This window comes from Oscillibacter sp. 1-3, from assembly GCF_000403435.2.
GTDB lineage: Bacteria > Bacillota > Clostridia > Oscillospirales > Oscillospiraceae > Oscillibacter.
Window position 1 is genome coordinate 421,534 of the sequence record NZ_KE159708.1, and the last position, 19,906, is coordinate 441,439.

Sequence of the window (19,906 nt, forward strand, 5' to 3'; positions counted from 1 at the left end):
GGGCCATTCCCCCGAAACCGGCAGACCGGCCAAAACCTTACCGTTGATTGGAGGCAGCCCTATGCCAAAAGTGAAAAAGATTCCCCAGCGGCAGTGCGTGGGCTGCCGGGAGATGAAGGATAAAAAGTCCCTGCTCCGGGTGGTGAGATCCCCGGAGGGTCAGGTGAGCCTGGACTTCGGCGGAAAGAAGCCGGGGCGGGGGGCCTATGTGTGCCCGTGTCTTGCCTGCCTCCAGAGGGCCCGGAAGACCCGGGCCCTGGAGCGGGCCTTTGAGACAGCCATCCCACCGGAGGTCTACGACTCCATGGAGGCGGAACTGCGAGGTGCGGATGGAGAATAAGAGAGTTCTCTCCCTGCTGGGGCTGGCCCTCCGGGGCGGCAATCTGGCGGTGGGAGAGGAGCCGGTGGAGGCCGCCGCCCGGGCCAAAGACGCCCGGGTCCTGCTGCTGGCCGCCGACGCCGCGGAGAACACCCGCCGCCGGGCGGAGCACTTCGCCCTGGCGGGACAGTGCCTTTGGCTCCGCACCCCCTTCACCAAGGAGGAGCTGGGCATGGCGCTGGGCCGCACCTCCGTGGCCCTGACGGCGGTGACGGACACCGGACTTGCAAACGCCGTGGTCCGCCGTCTGGCGGAGGGCGACCCTGCCCGGTACGCAGAGGCCGCCGCCCAGCTGGAGGTCAAGGCCCGGCGGGCGGAGGAGAGAAGGGCGGAGCGTCTGGCCCATGAGAAGAACGTCCGCCAGGGAAAGCGAAAGAAGAACCCGGAGCGTCCGGCGAAAAAGGCCGCCGAAAGGCGGGCGGCGCCGTCCCGGGGAGCCGATCCCCGTCCGGCCGTCCGCCGAGGCCGTCCCGGACCGGGGGCAAGGGCAAAGCCCTACGCCCACAGCCACCCTGTGAAAAAGGGCAAGGGCTCCTTCCGCAAGCGGGAGGGCTGAGCGGCCGCGTCCGGCCTGGGCCGGATCAAGGAGCCGCGTCTTACTAAAAATTTCCCAGCCCCCGGGTTGGAGCATAACGAGGTGTTTTGATTGGGTATTGAGAAATACAGGGTCCATGAGGTGGCGAAAGACTTTGGCCTTCCCACCAAGACCATCACCGAAATTCTGACAAAGTATGTGGCCGCGCCAAAGAACCACATGCAGGTCCTGACGGATCACGAGCTGTCCGTGATCTTTGACTATCTGACCCAGAAAAATCCGGTCTCCAGCATCCAGGACATCTTTGCCGATGTTCAGAAAAAGGCGGAGGAGAAGGCCGCCGAAAAGCAGGCCCAGAAGCCGGTTTCCGGTCAGCAGGCCGCTTCGGGTCAGCAGCCCGCTTCGGGTCAGCAGCCGGCTTCCGGTCAGCAGGGCAGGGGACAGGCGGCCTCCGGCAGGCCCGGACAGCCGGGACAGCGGCCCCAGGGCGGCGGTCAAAGGGCGGCTGGCGGTCAGCAGCCGAGGGCCGGGGGACAGAGACCCGCCGCCTCCGGTCAAAGACCGGCTGGCGGTCAGCAGCCCGTTTCGGGCCAGCAGTCCGCTTCGGGTCAGCAGCCGGCTTCCGGTCAGCAGCCGGCTTCCGGTCAGCGGCCCGCCAGCCGTGTGCCCCAGAAGAAGATCGTGGACACCCGCAAGGGCGGGGACGTGAACCTGGCCAAGTACGACGAGCGCCTGGAGACTCTGGGCGGCCAGCGGGGCGAGCGGATGCAGCAGCAGCGGGGCGGCAAGGAGAAATTCCGCAATAACGGCCAGCGCCGGGGCGGCATGACCTTCTCCAACAAGCGCCGCCAGGACGAGGCGGAGAAGATGCGCCGCCTCCAGCTGGAGATCGCCAAAAAGGCCCCCCTCAAGGTCCAGATTCCTGACGAGATCAGCGTGGGCGAGCTGGCCAGCCGCATGAAGAAAACCGGCGCGGAGGTGGTCAAGGTGCTGATGAAAAACGGCATCATGGCCTCCCTGCCCCAGATGATCGACTTCGACACCGCCTCCTTCGTGGCGGAAGAGATGGGCTGCAAGGTGGAAAAAGAGGTGGTCGTCACCATTGAGGAAAAGCTCATCGACGCCACCGAGGACCGTCCCGAGGACCTGGTGTCCCGGGCGCCCGTGGTGGTGGTCATGGGCCACGTGGACCACGGCAAGACCTCTTTGCTTGATACCATCCGCAACACCTCCGTGGCCGCCGGAGAGGCCGGCGGCATCACCCAGCACATTGGCGCCTATCAGGTGCAGGTGAACGGCAAGCCCGTCACCTTCCTGGATACGCCGGGCCATGAGGCGTTTACCTCCATGCGCGCCCGGGGCGCCATGATTACGGACATCGCCATCTTGATGGTGGCGGCGGACGACGGCATCATGCCGCAGACCATCGAGTCCATCAACCACGCCAAAGCCGCCGACATCCCCATCATCGTGGCGGTGAACAAGATCGACAAAGAGAACGCCAACCCAGACCGCGTCATGCAGCAGCTGACCGAGCACGGCCTGGTGCCCGAGGACTGGGGCGGCGAGACCATCTGCTGCAAGGTCTCCGCCAAAAAGAACATCGGCATTGAGAACCTGCTGGAGAACCTGGTGCTGCTGGCGGAGGTCCAGGAGCTGAAGGCCAATCCCAACCGGGCGGGCCAGGGCACCGTGATCGAGGCCCGGCTGGACAAGGGCCGCGGCCCCGTGGCTACCCTCCTGGTGCAAAACGGCACCTTGAAGCAGGGCGACATCATCATTGCCGGCACCGCCGTGGGCCGTGTCCGTACCATGCTGGACTATAAGGGCAACCGCCTCACCGAGGCCGGACCCTCCGTCCCCGTGGAGATCGCGGGCCTCAGCGAGGCCCCCACCGCCGGAAGCCCCTTCTTCGCCGTGGCCGACGAGCGCATGGCCCGGGCGCTGGTGGAGCAGCGCAAGGCCGAGGAGAAGGCCAAGGCCCTGGCTCCGGTGCAGAAGGTCTCTCTGGAGAACCTGTTCGACCAGATTCAGGCCGGTGAGCGCAAGGAGCTGGCCCTGATCGTCAAGGCCGACGTCCAGGGCAGCGTGGAGGCGGTGAAGGCCTCTTTGGAGAAGCTCTCCAACGACGAGGTCAACGTCCGGGTGATCCACGGCGGCGTGGGTGCTGTCAGCGAGTCGGACGTGATGCTGGCCTCCTCCTCGGGCGCCATCATTGTGGGCTTCAACGTCCGTCCCGACGCGGCCGCCCGGGACAGCGCCGCCCGGGCCAACGTGGATATGCGGATGTACCGGGTCATCTACGACTGTATCGACGAGATCACCGCCGCCATGAAGGGCATGCTGGCCCCCAAGTTCCGGGAGGTCATCCTGGGCCACGCGGAGATCCGGCAGACGTACAAGGTGTCCAGCGTGGGCACCGTGGCGGGCTGCTATGTCCAGGACGGCAAGATCGTCCGCTCCTGCTCCGTCCGCGTGGTGCGGGACGGCATCGTGATCCACGAGGGCCAGCTGGCCTCCCTCCAGCGGTTCAAGGACGCCGCAAAGGAGGTCGCCAGCGGGTACGAGTGCGGTATGACCATTGAGAAGTTCAACGACATCAAAGAGGGCGACATTATCGAAGGGTATACCATGGAGGAGATTCCCCAATAACTGCGCATAATAGGGGCGGCGGCTGTGCCGCCGCCCCTGGCTTTTACCCGTCGGAGGGCAGCGGACCCCATTCCGCCCCCGCAGGGCGGATTCCGAAGAATTACAAATCCCCCGCCCCCTGCCAAGGGGACCAAAAGGAGGCATTTTTATGTCAAGCAACCGAATCGGCCGCATCAACGAGGAGATCCAGCGGGAGCTCAGTGACCAGCTCCGCCGTCTGAAGGACCCCCGCGTCTCCCAAGTGGGCATGGTCTCCATTACCCGTGTGGATACCACCGGCGACCTGCGCTACGCACGGATCTACGTCAGCGTTTTGGACAAGTCTCAGGAGAAGGACGTCCTCAAGGGCCTGAAATCCGCCTCCGGCTTCCTCCGCCGGGAGCTGGGCCGCGCCCTCCAGCTGCGCTATACCCCGGAGCTGCAGTTTATCGGCGACGACTCCATCCAGCACGGCGCCCATATTCTGGAGGTCCTGCGCCAGGTGGAGCGGGCGGACGAGGCCCGGGGCGGACCGGAGACGGAGGAGTGAGCCATGCTGACAGTCTCTGAGACCGCCGCCCTGCTGCGGACGTTTGACAACGTGCTGATTCTCACCCACGTCCGTCCGGACGGGGATACCGTGGGCTGTGCCGCCGCGCTGTGCGCGGGGCTCCGGGCGCTGGGCAGGACGGCTTATCTTTTGCCCAATCCCGGCCTGACGGATACCACGGCGCCCTATTTCGCCCCCTACGCCGCCCCGGCGGACTTCGCGCCGGAGAAGGTGGTCTCCACGGACATCGCCGCGCTGAGTCTCCTGCCGGAAAATGCCGAAACGTACCGGGACCGGGTGGACCTGGCCATAGATCACCACCCCTCCTTCGAGGGCTTCGGCCGGGCCAATCTCCTCCGGGCGGAGGCCGCCGCCTGCGGGGAGCTGCTGTATGACGTTTTGCAGGAGCTGGGGCCCATCACGCCGGAAATCGCCCTGCCGCTGTATGTGGCGGTCTCCACGGACACCGGCTGCTTTGCCTACGCAAACACCACCGCGGAGACCCACCGGGTGGCGGCGGCGCTGATGGAGATGGGCATTGACTGCCGGACCGTGAACAAGGTGTTCTTCCGCACCAAGACCCGGAAGCGGATGCAGCTGGAGGGGGCCATGCTGAGCGCCTGCGAGTTCTACGACCGGGACCGGGTGGCGGTCCTCTCCGTGCCGCTGGCTTTGATGGAGAAGTTCCAGGCCGCAGAGAGCGACGCCGAGGATCTGTCCGCCCTGGGGGGCCAGATCCAAGGAGTGGACTGCGCCGTCACCATGCGGGAGCTGCGGCCGGACGTGTGGAAGCTGTCCCTGCGCACCGGGGACCGGGTCAACGCGACCCGTGCCTGCGGCATCTTAGGCGGCGGCGGCCACGCGGCGGCGGCGGGCTGCACCGTGGAGGCCCCCTGGGCGGAGGCCAAACGGCGGATTCTGGATGCGGTAGCCCAGGTGGCGCCGGACTTTTCCGCAGATTAGGAGTGAGGAGCTGGGAGGACGGACCGGGGAGAGACGTGAAGCGCCCTGCCGGATTTCCCATAGATGCTATGGCAAGTGGAATTTTAGTGATCGACAAGCCCGCCGGGTGGACCTCCATGGACGTGTGCGCCAAGATTCGGGGAATTCTCCATGAGAAGCGGGTGGGCCACGGCGGGACCCTGGACCCCATGGCCACCGGCGTGCTGCCGGTGTTTGTGGGGCAGGCCACCAAGGCCGTGGAGTTCGCGGAGAACAGCCGCAAGGAGTATATCGCCGGGCTGCGGCTGGGCCTCGTCACCGACACCCAGGACACCACCGGCGAGACGCTGGAGGCCCGCCCGGTCACAGTCTCCCGGCAGGAGCTGGAGGCTGCGCTGGACCGCTTTCGGGGGGAGATTCAGCAGATACCCCCCATGTACTCCGCCGTAAAGGTGCAGGGGAAGAAGCTCTATGAGCTGGCCCGGAAGGGCCGGGAGGTGGAGCGAAAGCCCCGGCCCGTGACCATTCACGCCCTGGAGCTGCTGGAGCAGGCGGGGGAGACGGATTACCGCCTCCGCTGTGTCTGCTCCAAGGGCACGTACATCCGCACCCTCTGCCACGACATCGGGCAGGTCCTGGGCTGCGGCGGCGCCATGTACGAGCTCCGCCGCGCCATGGCGGCGGAGTTCACCCTGGCGGAGGCCGTGACCATTGAGGATGTCCAGGAGCGGGGCGAGGCGCTGCTGCGGCCCGTGGACAGCCTGTTCGCCCAATATCCGGCCCTGACGGTCCGCTCCGCGGGGGTGGAGCGGCGGGTTTGCAGCGGCGGCGGCTTCACCGAGAGGGGACTGGCCGACGGTACCTACCGGGTCTACGGGCGGGAGGGGGCGTTTCTCTGCCTGTCCAGGGCCGCCGGCGGTGAAGTGACCGCCATCAAAAACTTTTTTGGAGCGTAACCATGTCCATGAAGGAACGAGTGATAGCCCTGGGCTTTTTTGACGGGGTCCATCTGGGCCACGGGGCGCTGCTGCGCCGGGCCGCGGAGGCCGCCGCAGAGCGGGGGGCGGTTCCCGCCGTGTTCACCTTTGACCGCCCGCCCAAGGAGGTGGTCACCGGGGTGCCCTGTCCCCTGATTAACTCCCCGGAGGACCGCCGGGAGCTGGTGAGCCGGCTGTACGGCATTCGGGAGGTCATCATGGCCCCCTTTGACCGCGAGATGATGACCACCGGCTGGGAGGACTTCATCACGGAGATCCTGGTGGGGCGGTACCACGCCGTCCATCTGGTGGCGGGCCACGACCACCGTTTCGGCCACAAAAACCAGGGGACGCCGGAGCTTCTGCGGGAGAAGTGCGCCCAGCTGGGGCTGGGGTGCGACATCATTCCCAAGGTGGAGATCGGCGGTCTCACCGTCAGCTCCACCTACATCCGCCGCCTTCTGGAGCTGGGACAGACGGAGCGTGCCGCCCAATTCCTGGGCCACCCCCACACCCTGACGGGAGCCGTCCGCCACGGGCGGGGCGTGGGATCGACCCGGCTGTTTCCCACCGCCAACCTGGTGATCCCGCCCCATGTGCTGGTGCCCAGCCACGGGGTCTACGTCACCCGGGTCTATCTTCCCGATGGGGAGCACTACGCCGCCGTCACCAACGTGGGCACCCGGCCCACATTGGACAACGGCGCGGACGTCACTGTGGAGGCCTGCATCCTGGACTTCCAGGGGGATTTGTACGGACAGACGCTGCGCCTGGAGTTCTACCGGCACCTGCGGGACGAGATGCGCTTTGACTCTCTGGACGCCCTGCGGGCCCGGATTGCCGCCGACGCGGAGACCACCCGGCGGTATTTTGAGGAGAATCCCGTGTAAGGCGGGAAACAGCACGGTAAAGAATACAGATTCAAATCGGAGGCGTGTGCCTCCCAGCGGGTATTCTGCTTTGAAAGGGGGGAAGCGCTGTGAAACGGCACCGGAGGTGGCTGATTCTGCTGCTTTGCGCCGGCTTTTGCATTGGTGGAGTGAGGCTGATCCTATGGGCCACGGCAGACTGGCCCGCACTGGAGGAACCTGTCTCATATCCCGTCAATCAGGTCGAGGGCTTTGAACTTACCATCGGGGAGCCGTCATGGTCTCCCTTCACGGGATACACAATTCAGTGGTCCGTATCGGCGGAGTCCGAGGAGATCTACGTCTTCGTCAGCGACGTGCCTTGTTTTGAATATCTGGAGCGCTGTGTTGACGGACAGTGGTATCGTTTGGCACGTTCGCAGGAGAATCTTCCCTACAATCCGCTGGAGTTCTCGCTGGGCGGGCAAACCAGCACTTTTCAGGGGAGCATGGTCCAAAAATATGGCCACTATGGCACCCGCCTGGAGAGAGGGAACTATCGGCTGGTACTGGAAATGAGAGCGGAGGATGGAACACCCTGCTATCTGGCGGCGGGCTTTGACGTCTGATCGGGAGCGGGCGCAACGGGCCCCAGTCTGCCTTCTAACGGATAACTCCGCTGTACATATCATGGCACATAGTAAAAACGCCCCGCGCAGGCTATGCTGGCCTGCGCGGGACGTTGCCTTTTCGGCGGTGTATATAGTTTTTTTCAGATCAGCGCCACAACCAGCCACACAAGGCCGATGCCCGCCGCCCCCATCAGGGTGTACAGCGCCGGGCTCAGGTCCCGCCAGGCCCGGCTCAGCCGTCCGTGACCGCTGCCAGCGTAGCTGCGGGCCACCCGCTTGGCCTCCTCCACCAGCTCCCGGGAGGTGACGCCCTCCCCGGCGGCGTCGTTGCGCACAATGAAGATCGCCTGCTCAAAAAACCGCTGGTCCGGGGAATCCACCACCACGACCCGCCTGGAAATACCTTTTACCATGTTCCTCCATGCCTCCAACTAACCATTTGAGATACTTCCATTTTTCCGCAGAGCGGGAAATTTTATACTGCCTTGCGCCGGATTACACCTTTTTTGCCGCGCCCTCCCTGGGCCGGTAGAGCACCTGGATGCCGCAGTCGTCCTGGAGACGCTCCCGGCGGATGCTCTCCGACAAAATCAGCCCCGCCAGGGTCTGGGGGTCCTCCCCCTCCCAGCCGGCCAGCAGGTCCTGGAGCCACTCGTCCCGGCCCGGGTCCGCCACGCCGTCGCTGATCATCACCGCGAAGCCGCCGGGGTCCAGGCTCACCCTGGTCACATCCGGCGCTGCCGGGGCGCCCCGGAGACCCGCTGGCAGGGTGCCGCCGGTGACCCGCCGGACCACGCCCCCCTTTTTCAGGTAGCTGGGTGCCGCGCCGAATTTGTAAAAGGCCGTCTCCCCGGTGGCGGGGTCGCAGGTGCACAGGTCAATGGTGGTGAAGCTGCCGGTCTCCGCCCCCCGGAGGGCCATGGCGGAGTTCAGCGTCTTGAGGGCCGCCTCCGGCTCCACTCCGGCCTCCAGGAACTGGCGCAGCAGGCGGCAGATCAGGGAGGACTCCTTCCGGGCGGCCTCGCCGCTGCCCATGCCGTCGGCCAGCAGGAGGCACCAGAGGCCGTCCTCCCGCCGGAAGGACACCACCGTGTCCCCGCAGACCGTCTCCCCGTCCCGGGGCCGCAGGGCCGCGCCCACCTGGCAGGGGGGAGCGGCTCCCGCCGCCGTCACGGTCTCTCCAAGCCCCGCGGCGGTGGCGGTCAGCAGCTCGGAGAGCTGGGCGTACTGCCCCTTGGCGCTGCGGCGGGTCTCCTCCAGCTGGCGGCGGTACTGCCGCCGCAAAAGAAAGGCGGACAGCTCCCCGTTGATGGCGGTCAAAAAGTCCGGCAGGTGGATGCAGCGCCCGGTGAAGTGGGCGGGGAAGTCCTTGGGCAGGGCCCGGCCCCGCTCCAGCAGGTAGGGGGTGGCGTCGTTGAAGGCGTTGAAGGTGCCGGTGTACTCCTTCTGCCAGCAGAGGTCGCACAGGGCGCAGCCCCGGCAGACCTTCTCCGCCGCCCGGTCGAAGACGATGGCAGGGTTCTCGTCGGTGGACGGGGGCGTGCGGCCCATGCTGTCGTAGAGCTCCCGCAGGGCCGCTGCCGCCCGGTTCAGCTGGTCCTTCAGCCGTCCGCCGGACGCGGCGGCGGTCTCCGCGCTCTCCGCCCGCCGCACCCGCTTCCCGCCGAAGAGCCGCCCCGGCAGCAGCAGAAAGAGAGCCGTCCCGAGGGAGGACTCCAACAGCAGCGGTCCCGCCAGGGGCGTCCGGGCCGGCAGCAGAGCCGCAATGGAGGAGACGAAGAAGGCCAGTCCCGCCGCAGCCCGCCCCCCGGGGAGGCGGCTGCCGGCCAAAAGACCGCCGAGACCATAGGCGGCGGCAAACAGCACGCCTCCTGTCCCGGCGCAGAGGTCCGCCGTCAATCCGGCTCCCAGGCCGGCGGCGGCCCCCGCCGCGGGCCCCTTCTCATAGGCGGTGTAGGCCAGCAGCAGACACAGCAGAGCCCGTCCCACGGAGACGCCGGAGATCGTGAGGTCGCTGACGGCGGTCAGCAGAGCCGCCGCCAGGAACAGCAGGCTCTCCGGAGCCGGCCGGTCCCCCGCCGGCCGCAGAAGGGGGCGGAAAAACCAGGCGGACACCCCTGTCAGCGCGGCGGCGGCTATGTAGGGTGCCAGATGCTCTGCGGGAGCCAGGGACTGGATGACGTAGATTCCTCCCACCGCGGCGAAGAGCGCGGAAGACGCCAGGGGCATGAACAGCGGCCGCCTCCACAGGGCGGTCCCCCGAAAGGTGGCTGAGGCGGTGAGGATCAGGATGCCCGCCGCCAGAAAGGGCAGGGCGTCGCCGAACTCCAGAAACAGCGCCGCGCCCACCCCGGCGCCAGCCAGAGCGGCGATTCCCTCGCCTCCGGGGCCCGCCGCCGCGATACAGCCCAGGGCAAAGGGGGCGTGGCCGTCCGGGGTCTGACTGGCGGTCAGAGCCGCCGCCAGGAAGAAGCGAATTCCCCAGGACAGCAGGTACGCCGGCGGCTGCCGCCGAAGAGTGATTTGACCGTATCTCACAGCTTGTCCCTCCAAAAATTATGGTTTTCCACCAGTTTACCCTTTGGAGGGGGAGAATCCCGTCGGGAAAAGTTTTTTTTGAATTTCCCGTTGGGGAAATGGGGGCCCCTGCGGGGGGGCGGGGGATTTCGTGCCTCGGGCGCGGACGGGGGTGTACCGCCCTTCTGGCGGGGGAGGTTTTTTCTCGCCCTGACGGGCGGGGTGGATTTCAGCCATCATCATGGCTGAAATCCACCCCTTGTCATTTGACATTTCCCCATAAGAATGGTATTTTTGATAAGATAAAAGAGAAAGGGAGGCCGCCCTATGCGTATTGGAACAGTAGACGTCCCCTCACAGCTGGCCCTGGCCCCGATGGCGGGGGTGACGGACGCCGCCTTCCGCCGGATTTGCGCGGAGCAGGGCGCGGGCTATACGGTCACGGAGCTCATCTCCTCCAGGGCGCTGTGCTATCACGACAAAAAGACCTTCTCCCTCCTGCGGCAGTTCCCCGGAGAGCACCCCGCCGCCGTGCAGATCTTCGGCAGCGACCCGGCGTGCATGGCGGAGGCGGCCCAGATTGCCCTGGAGGCCTCTGGGGCGGACATCATTGACATCAACATGGGCTGTCCCATGGGGAAGGTCGTGAACAACGGCGACGGCGCGGCGCTGATGCGCGACCCGGAGAGGGCCGGCCGCATTGTGGAGGCGGTGGTGCGGGCCGTGCCTGTGCCCGTTACCGCCAAGTTTCGCCGGGGCTGGGACATGGGCAGCTGCAACTGTGTGGAGTTCGCCCAAATTCTGGAGCAGGCGGGCGTCTCTGCCGTGGCGGTCCACGGGCGGACCCGGGCCCAGGTCTACGGCGGGCAGGCGGACTGGAACTGCATCCGGCAGGTGAAGGAGGCGGTCTCCGTCCCCGTCTTTGCCAACGGCGACATCTGGAAGCCGGAGGACGCCGTCCGCATTCTGCGGCACACCGGGGCCGACGGGGCCATGATCGGCCGGGGATGCTTCGGCAATCCCTGGATCTTCCGCCAGGCCGCCGCCGCCCTGGCGGGGAAGCCCATTCCGCCCCTGCCGCCCCTTGCGGAGCGGTGTGACACCGCCGTGCGGCAGTTTGAGCTGGCGGCGGAGATCAAAGGGGAGCGGGTGGCCGTGCTGGAGGCCCGGCGGCACTACTGCTGGTATCTCAAGGGCGTGCCCCACTCGGGGTATTACAAGGAGCAGATCGTACAGATGAATACCCTGGAGGACGTCTGCCGGGTGACAAGGGGGATCAAACGGGATTTGAAATGAACGCTTTACAGGAACGGCAATGGGTGGAGGCCGCCCGCCGAGGAAACCAGGAGGCCTTTGAACATCTGGTGCGGGCCTATGAGAAGCGGGTCCTGGCGCTGACATTTCGAATGTGCGGCAATCCGGAGGATGGGGCTGAGGCCGCCCAGGAGGCCTTTCTGGCGGCCTGGCAGGGGCTGGAGTCCTTTCGGGGCGAGGCCAGCTTCTCCACCTGGCTGTACCGCCTGGCGTCCAACGCCTGTGTGGACCTGCTGCGCCGGGAGGGGCGGCACCGCGCCGCCGCGGGACCCTCGCTGGACGACGAAGAGCTGAATCTGGACGCGGTGGACCCCGCCCCCACGCCCCAGGAGGCGGCGGAGCGGGCGGAGCTGCGGCGTCAGATCGAAAGCGGGCTTCGGGAGCTGCCGGCGGAGTACCGGCAGGTGCTGGTCCTGCGGGAGATGCATCAGCTGAGCTATGAGGAGATCGGGCAGACCCTGTCCCTGGACCCGGGGACGGTGAAATCCCGCATCAGCCGGGGGCGGAAGCGGCTGGGAAAATTTTTGCTGGAGAGCGGGAACTTTTCCGGCCGGACGCCGTCTAAAGAAGCAGAAGAGGAGGGCTGCCAATGAAATACTGTGAGAAATTCGCGGCCCTGCTGGACCCGTATGTGGACGGGGAGCTGTCCGTGGAGGAGGCCGGTCGGGTACGGGCGCACCTGGAGCGCTGTCCCGGCTGCCGGAGCTATGCGGACGCCGCCCTGGCCATCCGGGCCGCCTTCCCGGAGGCGGAGGAAACGGCGGTGCCGGAGGGGTTTGCCGAAGGCGTCATGGCTGCCGTCCGGGAGCTGGAGGCCGCAAAAGCGGAGAAGGCCCCGCCCAATGCCCGGCGGCATGTGCACTGGAAAAAAATTCTCCTGCCCCTGGCGGCCTGCTTTGCGATGGTTTTGGTGCTGCGGAGCATGCCGGGCGGCGGGAGCGCACTTCCGGCTGATGGCAGCACCGCCGCCCCCGCCGCCATGGACGCCGCCGAAAGCGGCGGGCAGTACGGCCTTGTGGGCGCCGCCCCGCATATGGAGGCGGCTGACGACCTTCCCGCGGAGGCGGATGCCGAGTCCGCACCGGCGCCCCGAATGATTACGGAGGCGCCCACCGCCTCCCAGGACGGCCCTTCCGCCCCTCTTGGCAGCGGCCTGCCGGACGGGGCCGCTCTGCAGCCGGGGGAGGGGAAGACGGCGAAGATCTCCGGCGCCGCTGAGGCGCTGTATGTGTGTAAGTGCCGGGCCATCCGCCTGACGGCGGCCCAGGCCGGAGAGCTGCTGGCGGACCTGCCCTATACCACGGGGGAGGACGGCATCCGCTGCTACCAGCTGTCCGGCGGGGACTTTGACGCCCTGCTGGAGACCCTGGCGGAGCGGGGCGTCGTTCCGCCGGAAGAGACGGCAGAGACGGAGTACCTCCCCGAGGGGTATGATCTGGTGTATGTGACGGAAGAATAGGGAAGAGGGAACCGCAGATTTGTGCGGTTCCCCCTTTTCTTTTGGGCGGCGCTGTGGTATGATACCTTTTGACAGGTGCCATCTCCCTGTCCAAGCGTTCGGGCCCCGGCCTGGGCGTTCGTTCGATGTACCAGATGGGGCATCGTTCTCTAAACAAAAAAATGGAGGCCGCCCGGGCCTTACCTCGGGTATTTTCCGCGTCTGCGGGCCTCCACACTGTCAAAAGGAGGTCTTTTTTCATGTCCAAATCCCGCATTTCCGTCCACCGCCTGACCCTGGCGGCCGTCATGGCCGCCGCCTACGCCGGATTGACCCTGCTCCTGCCCATCCCCCAGTACGGCCCCGTCCAGTTCCGGGTGGCGGAGGCCATGACCCTGCTGCCCTTCCTGTTCCCGGAGGCCATCCCCGGCCTGGCGGTGGGGTGCTTCCTGGCAAATTTGCTGGGCTCCCCCTATGTGCTGGACTGGATTTTCGGCACGCTAGCGACGCTGCTGGCGGCCCTGTGGACATCCAGAATGCACAACCGGTATCTGGCGGCGGTGCCGCCGGTGGTCTGCAACGCGCTGATCGTGGGGGCGGAGATCGCCTATTTTTCCACCCTGGACGGCGCGGCCTTCCTTCCCGCCTTTGCCATGAACGCCGTCACCGTGGGACTGGGGGAGGCGCTGGTGTGCTTTGTTCTGGGCACGCTGCTGCTGCGGGTGCTGGATCAGGTGCCGGCTCTGCGGGGCCGCTCCGCCCGGCAGGCGCAGAACTGAAAACCTGGAAAGAACGCGTTTCGTTGGGAGCGGAACGACATAAAGAGATGAGGGACCTGGCAGAGCGCAACGGGCTGCCAGGTCCTTTTAGGCCATTTTTCAAACAAGGCCCAGGCTCGTTATATCAAGATTGACAGTCGCTGAATAGGGCGCATCTCACCTCAATGATATAATGCAGGTAAAACTCTCTGCGTTCCCAGGTTTCCAAATCAATCAGGGTGAATGCCATGTGTCCTTAGCTCTTTCCCAATTTTTTCCGCTTCTCGGATTATTATAAGGCGGGGTTCGCTGAAAAGCAGTTGCTTCTCAGCGGACCCCGCCTTCCTCAGTGCTGTCCGGAAAGAGGCGTTTTACACCTCTTTGAAGACGTCCTTGCCCAGGCCGCAGATGGGGCACACCCAGTCCTCCGGCAGGTCCTCCCACTTGGTGCCGGGGGCGATGCCGTTATCCGGGTCGCCGGCCGCCTCGTCGTAGATATAGCCGCAGGGCTCGCACTCGTACTTTTTCATAATAAACGCTCCTTTTATCAACAATGGGATTTTCCTATTATATAACAGAGTTCTTCCATTAACCACAATTGCATTTGCAACATTTTGCCAACTATCGCAGTTTTTTCCGCAGCTTTGCCTTCAGCTCCGGCGACAGCAGGGTTCCCACGGCCCGCACCGGCAGGGGCGGCAGGGTGAAAAACCGCTTGCGCACCGCATCGAAGGGCTCCAGGGCGTAGGCGGCGAAGAAGGCCGCCCGGTCCGCAGGGCAGGCCGTGGGGGAGGCCAGCCGGGGGTTTCCGGCGATGGCCCGCTCCACAGGGAAGGCCTGCCGGCTCAGAGGGAGCTGGTCGAAGAGATGGCTGCCGTGGGCCGTGTTCACCAGCAGGAGGCTGATGCCTTTTCCCTGCTGCTCCGGCAGCTCGTCGGGCCCCAGGCCCCAGAAGTCCCCCAGGGTGAAGTCCCCGGGGCGGGTCATGGAGGCGTAGGGGCAGCGGTAGCAGCTGGGCCGCAGGAACAGCGCCCGCCCGAAGGCCCGGCCGTACTCCGTGCGGAACAGCGGGGCGGAGTCCACAGAGCCGTCGTCGTAGACGGCGGTGAAGTGGCTGTCCTTCCAGCCGGTGACCTTGTTGCGAAAGCGCACCGCCTGGAGGCCCTTGCCCTTCCGCCGCTCGATGTACCGGGCCGTGTCCTCCCACACGCCGGGGGAGGGCACCCCGTGGCACACCAGGTCGCAGGTGGTCAGATTCTCCGGACGGCCCCCCAGATAGCGGTAAAGGCCGTCCACCTGACAGGGCGTGCCGGAGAAGAGCACCTGGCGGCTCTCCAGGCACTCCTTCACCATGGGGAAGGTTCCCTCCAGGTCGCTCTGCACGTATTTTGCGCCCCGCATGCGCCACAGCTCCTCCTTGCGGAAGCACACCGTGTGGCGCAGGTGCTGCCGGCTGTCAAAGGCCGCGCCGAACACCACGCCGCCCCCCTCCAGCACGTATTCCGCCAGGGCGGTGAACACGCCGCCGGAGGTGGAGTCCCGGCGGATGGCGTCATCCTGGTTCCAGGCGGCGAAGGCCGCCGGCAGGGGCGTCCGCTCCTGGGGGTGGAGAATGGGACAGACGGCGGTGCAGCGGCCGCAGCGGATGCATTTGTCCAGGTCCACCGCCGGGCGGGCAAAGCCCTCCCGGTCCCGCTTCATGGCCACGGCGTCCCTGGGGCAGACGGCGGCGCAGGCGGTGCAGCCGGTGCAGCGGGTATGATCCGCCAGGCGGGGCGGGCCCTGCTCCGCCGCCGGAGCGGGGGGTTCCCTGAAATCCTCGTCCCGCAGGGCAGCCTCCAGATAGCGCAGGGAGGACTGCCGGGCCGCCTGGAGGCGGGCCTCCGCCGACAGCCAGTCAATGGGGGCTTTGAAATCCGCGGCGTCGCCCTTGCCCACGATCCGCTCCGTCAGCCCCAGACGGCTCAGGAGGCTGAAGGTCCGGGAGGTCTCCGGCGCGGCCAGCTCCCGGGGAGAGACGGCGGTGAAGAAGGGCTTTTGGAACTGGACGGAGAACACCGTCCCGTGGAAGGAGTTGGTGCAGACATAGCTGGCGTCCCGGAAGAGGCCCAGAAACTCCGCCGGTCCGGCGTCTAGCACGCATTTGGCCTTTGGGTGGACCTTCCGCCGCGCGCCGCACAGCTGGACCACCGGCAGGCCCGTCTCCGCCGCCAGACGGCGGATGTAGGGCTCCAGCGGGCCGGGGGCGCTGATGCAGTAGCAGAGAATGTAGCCCTTTTCGCTGTGTTCCGCCGCCATGGCAGCCCAGTCCTCCCGGGTGGGCAGCAGCGTGGGGTCCAGCACCAGGGCCGGCTCCCGCCCGGCGACTCGGCGGACAATGGCCGCCCCCTGGCTCTCCCGGACGGAGAGGTGGGAGAACTGCTCCAAATAGCCCCGCAGCTCCGCCTCCATCCCCTCGGGAATCCGGGGAACGCCGAAGGAGGGGGCGTAGGCGATCTTCCGCCGGTTTGAGAACGCGCCGAAAAAAACCGGGTCAAACCGCCCGTCCGGAAAGATGGCGGGGTTCCAGATCTGGTCGCTGCCGGAGAGGATCAGGTCGTAGGGCAGCTCCGCCGCGCGCAGCTCCTCAAAGCTCTCGAACCGGTGGGGGGAGATGCGGAGCCAGCGGCGGGAGAAGTCCTCGAACCGCGCGTAGCGGGTTTTCAGGGGCTTGTAATGGAGGGCCGTGTGGGCGTCCGCCGCGGCGGAGCCAAGCCCGGTGGGGGCGCGGAAGAGGTCGTTGTTCTGGTTGACGTAGTAGTCGATGATCTCACACGCTCCGCCCAGGGACTCCACCGCCCGCTGCGTGGCCGCCGCCTGGAGCAGAGCCCCGTAGTGGTGGATGTGGTAGAAGGTGACAAGTCCTGTTTTCAAGGCCAAGACTTCCTTTCTTTTATATGGCGCGTCCGCGCTTTCAGGGCAGGTCCGGGACCTCCTCCGGAGGAACCAGAAGGTCGTCCTCGGCGATCCAGTCCTCCACGTCCACCACCTCAAATTCAGTCTCCGTGCGGCGGATGACCACCTTCTCCAGCCCCGCGTTAATCACAAGCCTGCGGCACATGGAGCAGGAGGTGGCGTCGGAGAGGAGCGCGCCGGTTTGGGCGTCCCGGCCCACCAGGTACAGCGTGCCCCCCACGGTGTCCCGCCGGGCGGCGGAGATGATGGCATTGGCCTCGGCGTGAACGCTGCGGCACAGCTCGTACCGCTCGCCCCGGGGCACCCGCATGGCCTCCCGGGAGCAGTAGCCCAGGTCCACGCAGTTGGCCCGGCCCCGGGGGGCGCCGTTGTAGCCGGTGGCGATGATCTCGTCATTTTTCACGATGATGGCCCCGTAGACCCGGCGCAGGCAGGTGGCCCGCTCCAGCACGGTCTCCGCAATGTCCAGATAGTAGTTTTCCTTGCTGATGCGCTTCATGGACAGCCCTCCGTCTCTCTATGTGAAATTTTGTATAATCCTGCTCGTAAATTATAACACACTTTTGTGGGGTTTGGCAAGATGTCATGCCTCCGGCAGTCCCGCACGGACGGCGATCAGCTGGGCCGTGACGGAGACGGCAATCTCCTCCGGCGTCTCCGCGCCGATTGGAAGGCCGATGGGGGCGTGGACCCTGGCGTACTCCTCCGCCGTGAAGCCCGCCGCCAGCAGCCGCTCCCGGCACAGAGCCAGTTTCTTTTTGGAGCCGATGCACCCCAGGTACTTCACGCCGCTGCGGAGCGTCTGGGTCAGCACCTCGTAGTCTGCCTGGTGGCCCCGGGTCATGATGACCACGTAGTCGTCCGCCGTCAGGGCGATCTGCCGGCCGATGTCCGTGAAATCCCCGGTGAGGACCGATTCCGCCTGGGGGAAGAGGGCGGCGCCGGCGAACTCGGGCCGGTCGTCATAGACCACCGGACGGAAGCCCGCGGCGGCGGCGGCGGGTACCAGCGCCCGGGAGACGTGTCCGCCGCCGAAGATATAGACGCGCCCCGCCCGCACCATGGGGACGGTCAGCCAGCTGCCGGACAGCGCAGGCCGGTTTTGCAGCAGGGCGGACAGGTCCTCCGGCGGACCGTCCAGATGCCGGGGGCCGTTCCGGTCCGCCGTGCCCATGACGGCGGCGTCCTCTTGGAGGTTCAGTACCAGCCAGGTGTCCAAGTCCCCGGCGGAGGCCTCCATCAGGTCCCGCAGTACGGCGATGACCCGGGCGTCCCCGGCGGGGAGGTACTGGAAGCGCACCGTCACATCGCCGCCGCAGACCATGCCCAGGTCGTCTCCCTGGACGAAGTAGAAGCGCCGCAGGGCGCAGCCGCCCCGCTCCAGCAGCTCCGCGGCCAGCTGCTGGGCCTCGTACTCCACATTGCCGCCGCCGATGGTCCCCAGGGCCCGTCCATTGGGAAACACCGCCATCAGCGCCCCTGCCCCCCGGGGCGTGGAGCCGCTGGCCTCCGTTACGGCCACCAGCTCAGCCGGCGTGCCGTCCTCCAGGGCGTGGAGAACCTCCCGTACCCATTTCCGCATAATGCCTCACCCTCTCTTGTTTTTCTCTATGATACCACATTTCTGCCCCGGGGCAAATGGCTCCGGCGGGAATTCTCTGTAAAAAATTTTCCGGAAGCCGGGCGGCCGCTGAAAGCGGCCGCCCGGCTTTTCCTCCCGCCGGAGCGTACTACAATTTTTCGAAAACTGTCAAAAACACGACAATTTTCCAGAAATCGCACATGTTCCAGGGGGCTTTTCCTCACTAAAATGGAAGACAAACCATGCTCGAAAATGGTAAATCTTTACATTTTAATTACTTGTGTCACAAGTGTAACCCAAAGAGAGGAGGCCGGACATGGGAGCGTATACCGTCAACCGCCCGGAGGAGGCGGCCATGCGCCGACTGCTGGCGCGAAATCCGGACAACGCCGCCGGAGCCATCCTGCGCCTGGCGTGGCTCCAGGGGCTTTTGCGGGAGGAGATCACCACCCTGACCTGGGATCAGGTTTCCTTTTTGGACCACAAAATCCTTCTGCCGGGGCGGGCGGCGCCCATGGAGGAGGAGATGGAGGAATACCTGCGGCAGATGTACGCCAGGTGGAGCCGGGTGTCGGAGTACGTGGTGTTCTCCAAGCGGTTCGGCAAGCCCATGCAGCCCCAGGCCATCTCCCGGGCGGCCCGGCGGGAGCTGGACAGCGAGGGTCAGACGGCGGTCCGCCTGATTGATCTGCGCCACGACTACATCATCCGCCAGCTCCAAACCCGCACCGCCGCCTATGTGGCCCAGATCACCGGCATGGAGGTGCGGACGCTCCAGCTGCATTTTTCCGAGCATATGGAGGCGGACCGCAGGCCCACTCTGCGCCAGCCCCGACAGCCCGCCCCTGTGGACGAGTTCCGGCTGTGGAAGATCCTGCAGGCGGAGAAGGACACCGCGGCGGGCCTGGCCCTGTGGCTGGCCTGGCAGATGGGTCTCTCCGGCGGCGAGATCGTGGACCTGACGTGGGATCAGGTGGACTTCGCGGCGGGGGTCCTCCGGCTGGAGAGCAGGGAAGTCCATCTCAGCAGTACCGTCCGCCAGCTGCTGCTGGACCGGCGGGAGCGGGGCGGGGAGAACCTCCACGTCCTCCTCTCCGACAGCGCCGGGCGGCCCCTGGATGTGCCCCGGCTCTCCCGGATTGTGCGGACGGCCCTGATCCGGGGCGGCATGGACCAGGTGACGCTGCGGGACCTGTACCGCAGCGCCGGCCGGAGCGGCGCGGAGGCCGAATTGCTGGAGCTGGTCCGCCAAAAGGGGGCCGTCTCCCGGGGAGACGCCATGGAGGCCCTGGGCGTCACCAGCGCCGCGGCCTACGGGCTCCTGCGGCGGATGACCGACGAGCGCAGGCTGGTGCGGGTGGGGGGCAAGTACTACCTCCCCGGCACGGTGGTTCCGCCGGAGGAGCAGCCCGCCGCCATCCGGGAATATCTGGGCAAAGTGGGCTTTGCCTACCGGCAGGACATCGCCGGAGTGCTCCGCGTCGGGAGCAAGCAGTGCGGCGTGATCCTGAAACACCTGGTGGAGGCCGGAGAGCTGGTCCAGGTGCGGCAGAAGTATTATTTGAACACCCGGGCGGAGGCGCGGTAGCCTCCGCCCGCTCTTTTGTTACGGAAATATTTCATTGGGTTACACTTGTGATTCAAGGAAAAAACGGAAAGATTACGCATTTTTTCACCTTCTTAACAAAAGACCCGAAATCGTAGACAGACCGGATTTGGGCTGGTAAATTGAACCTGCGAAGCGGACGTTGGACGCTCCGGCGCTCTTCCCGGCCTGGTGCCGGACCCCGTCACCGGTTACAGGCCCGGCGGCGGGGAGCTAGCCCCGGCACGAAGCCCGGACGGTTC

20 protein-coding genes are annotated in these 19,906 nt (G+C 66.3%); 13 read left to right on the forward strand and 7 right to left on the reverse strand.

The genetic code is table 11. The features are described 5' to 3' along the window. The first annotated feature begins 61 nt into the window (after nt 1-61). The 8 genes from rnpM to C816_RS12395 all read left to right on the forward strand — a co-directional run bounded on the left by rnpM (nt 62) and on the right by C816_RS12395 (nt 7,491). Nucleotides 62-340, forward strand: a complete 279-nt coding sequence (gene rnpM, locus C816_RS12360) for an RNase P modulator RnpM (protein ID WP_016322729.1) — start codon at nt 62-64, stop codon at nt 338-340. Next, complete coding sequence (locus C816_RS21875) at nt 330-935, forward strand: L7Ae/L30e/S12e/Gadd45 family ribosomal protein (protein WP_016322730.1); 606 nt, start codon at nt 330-332, stop codon at nt 933-935. The genes rnpM and C816_RS21875 overlap by 11 nt, the downstream gene beginning before the upstream one ends. A gap of 90 nt (nt 936-1,025) precedes the next feature. After that, complete coding sequence (gene infB, locus C816_RS12370) at nt 1,026-3,566, forward strand: translation initiation factor IF-2 (RefSeq protein ID WP_016322731.1); 2,541 nt, start codon at nt 1,026-1,028, stop codon at nt 3,564-3,566. Nucleotides 3,567-3,714: 148 nt separating this feature from the next. After that, entirely contained in the window at nt 3,715-4,095 is a 381-nt protein-coding gene (gene rbfA / locus C816_RS12375) for a 30S ribosome-binding factor RbfA (protein ID WP_016322732.1), read from the forward strand. A gap of 3 nt (nt 4,096-4,098) precedes the next feature. Then, nucleotides 4,099-5,058: a DHH family phosphoesterase gene (locus C816_RS12380; RefSeq protein ID WP_016322733.1), complete on the forward strand. Its 960-nt coding sequence runs from the start codon at nt 4,099-4,101 to the stop codon at nt 5,056-5,058. A gap of 68 nt (nt 5,059-5,126) precedes the next feature. Then, nucleotides 5,127-5,993: a tRNA pseudouridine(55) synthase TruB gene (gene truB, locus C816_RS12385; RefSeq protein WP_040655495.1), complete on the forward strand. Its 867-nt coding sequence runs from the start codon at nt 5,127-5,129 to the stop codon at nt 5,991-5,993. Nucleotides 5,994-6,001: 8 nt separating this feature from the next. Then, the gene (ribF, locus tag C816_RS12390; protein WP_242832194.1) at nt 6,002-6,904 is read left to right on the forward strand and encodes a riboflavin biosynthesis protein RibF; all 903 of its coding nucleotides are present in this window, start codon (nt 6,002-6,004) and stop codon (nt 6,902-6,904) included. An 89-nt stretch (nt 6,905-6,993) separates the two neighbouring features. Then, nucleotides 6,994-7,491 carry a hypothetical protein gene (locus C816_RS12395; protein WP_016322736.1) on the forward strand — a complete coding sequence of 166 codons (498 nt, stop codon included), beginning with the start codon at nt 6,994-6,996 and terminating at the stop codon, nt 7,489-7,491. 143 nt (nt 7,492-7,634) lie between these two features. Here C816_RS12395 and C816_RS12400 read toward each other — a convergent pair whose 3' ends face one another. Together C816_RS12400 and C816_RS12405 are read right to left on the reverse strand one after the other, a co-directional pair. Further along, nucleotides 7,635-7,907 (reverse strand): hypothetical protein, encoded by a 273-nt coding sequence (locus tag C816_RS12400; protein ID WP_016322737.1) that lies wholly within the window; start codon nt 7,905-7,907, stop codon nt 7,635-7,637. A gap of 82 nt (nt 7,908-7,989) precedes the next feature. Beyond that, nucleotides 7,990-10,032, reverse strand: coding sequence for a PP2C family serine/threonine-protein phosphatase (locus C816_RS12405; RefSeq protein WP_016322738.1), 2,043 nt, complete (start codon nt 10,030-10,032; stop codon nt 7,990-7,992). 306 nt (nt 10,033-10,338) lie between these two features. Here C816_RS12405 and dusB point away from each other — a divergent pair, with 306 nt between their 5' ends. From dusB to C816_RS12425, 4 genes are all read left to right on the forward strand, one after another. Continuing rightward, nucleotides 10,339-11,307, forward strand: a complete 969-nt coding sequence (gene dusB, locus C816_RS12410; RefSeq protein ID WP_016322739.1) for a tRNA dihydrouridine synthase DusB — start codon at nt 10,339-10,341, stop codon at nt 11,305-11,307. Further along, on the forward strand, nt 11,304-11,918 hold the full coding sequence (locus C816_RS12415; protein ID WP_016322740.1) for an RNA polymerase sigma factor: 615 nt from the start codon (nt 11,304-11,306) through the stop codon (nt 11,916-11,918). The genes dusB and C816_RS12415 overlap by 4 nt, the downstream gene beginning before the upstream one ends. Then, nucleotides 11,915-12,784, forward strand: coding sequence for an anti-sigma factor family protein (locus tag C816_RS12420; RefSeq protein WP_016322741.1), 870 nt, complete (start codon nt 11,915-11,917; stop codon nt 12,782-12,784). The genes C816_RS12415 and C816_RS12420 overlap by 4 nt, the downstream gene beginning before the upstream one ends. A gap of 239 nt (nt 12,785-13,023) precedes the next feature. Then, complete coding sequence (locus C816_RS12425; RefSeq protein ID WP_016322742.1) at nt 13,024-13,542, forward strand: QueT transporter family protein; 519 nt, start codon at nt 13,024-13,026, stop codon at nt 13,540-13,542. 124 nt (nt 13,543-13,666) lie between these two features. Here C816_RS12425 and C816_RS25665 read toward each other — a convergent pair whose 3' ends face one another. The 5 genes from C816_RS25665 to C816_RS12445 all read right to left on the reverse strand — a co-directional run bounded on the left by C816_RS25665 (nt 13,667) and on the right by C816_RS12445 (nt 18,058). Then, on the reverse strand, nt 13,667-13,771 hold the full coding sequence (locus tag C816_RS25665) for a CatA-like O-acetyltransferase (RefSeq protein WP_371254374.1): 105 nt from the start codon (nt 13,769-13,771) through the stop codon (nt 13,667-13,669). 121 nt (nt 13,772-13,892) lie between these two features. Beyond that, complete coding sequence (gene rd / locus C816_RS12430; RefSeq protein ID WP_016322743.1) at nt 13,893-14,051, reverse strand: rubredoxin; 159 nt, start codon at nt 14,049-14,051, stop codon at nt 13,893-13,895. A 91-nt stretch (nt 14,052-14,142) separates the two neighbouring features. Continuing rightward, entirely contained in the window at nt 14,143-16,434 is a 2,292-nt protein-coding gene (locus C816_RS12435) for a polysaccharide pyruvyl transferase family protein (protein ID WP_016322744.1), read from the reverse strand. A 40-nt stretch (nt 16,435-16,474) separates the two neighbouring features. Then, a complete protein-coding gene (locus tag C816_RS12440; RefSeq protein WP_016322745.1) occupies nt 16,475-16,975 on the reverse strand; it encodes a deoxycytidylate deaminase in 501 nt (166 codons plus the stop codon). Between the two features lie 84 nt (nt 16,976-17,059). Next, nucleotides 17,060-18,058: an XdhC family protein gene (locus tag C816_RS12445; RefSeq protein ID WP_016322746.1), complete on the reverse strand. Its 999-nt coding sequence runs from the start codon at nt 18,056-18,058 to the stop codon at nt 17,060-17,062. A gap of 316 nt (nt 18,059-18,374) precedes the next feature. On the opposite strand from C816_RS12445, the gene C816_RS12450 reads away from it, so the two are divergent. After that, a complete protein-coding gene (locus C816_RS12450; RefSeq protein ID WP_016322747.1) occupies nt 18,375-19,646 on the forward strand; it encodes a site-specific integrase in 1,272 nt (423 codons plus the stop codon). The last annotated feature ends 260 nt before the right edge of the window (nt 19,647-19,906 follow it).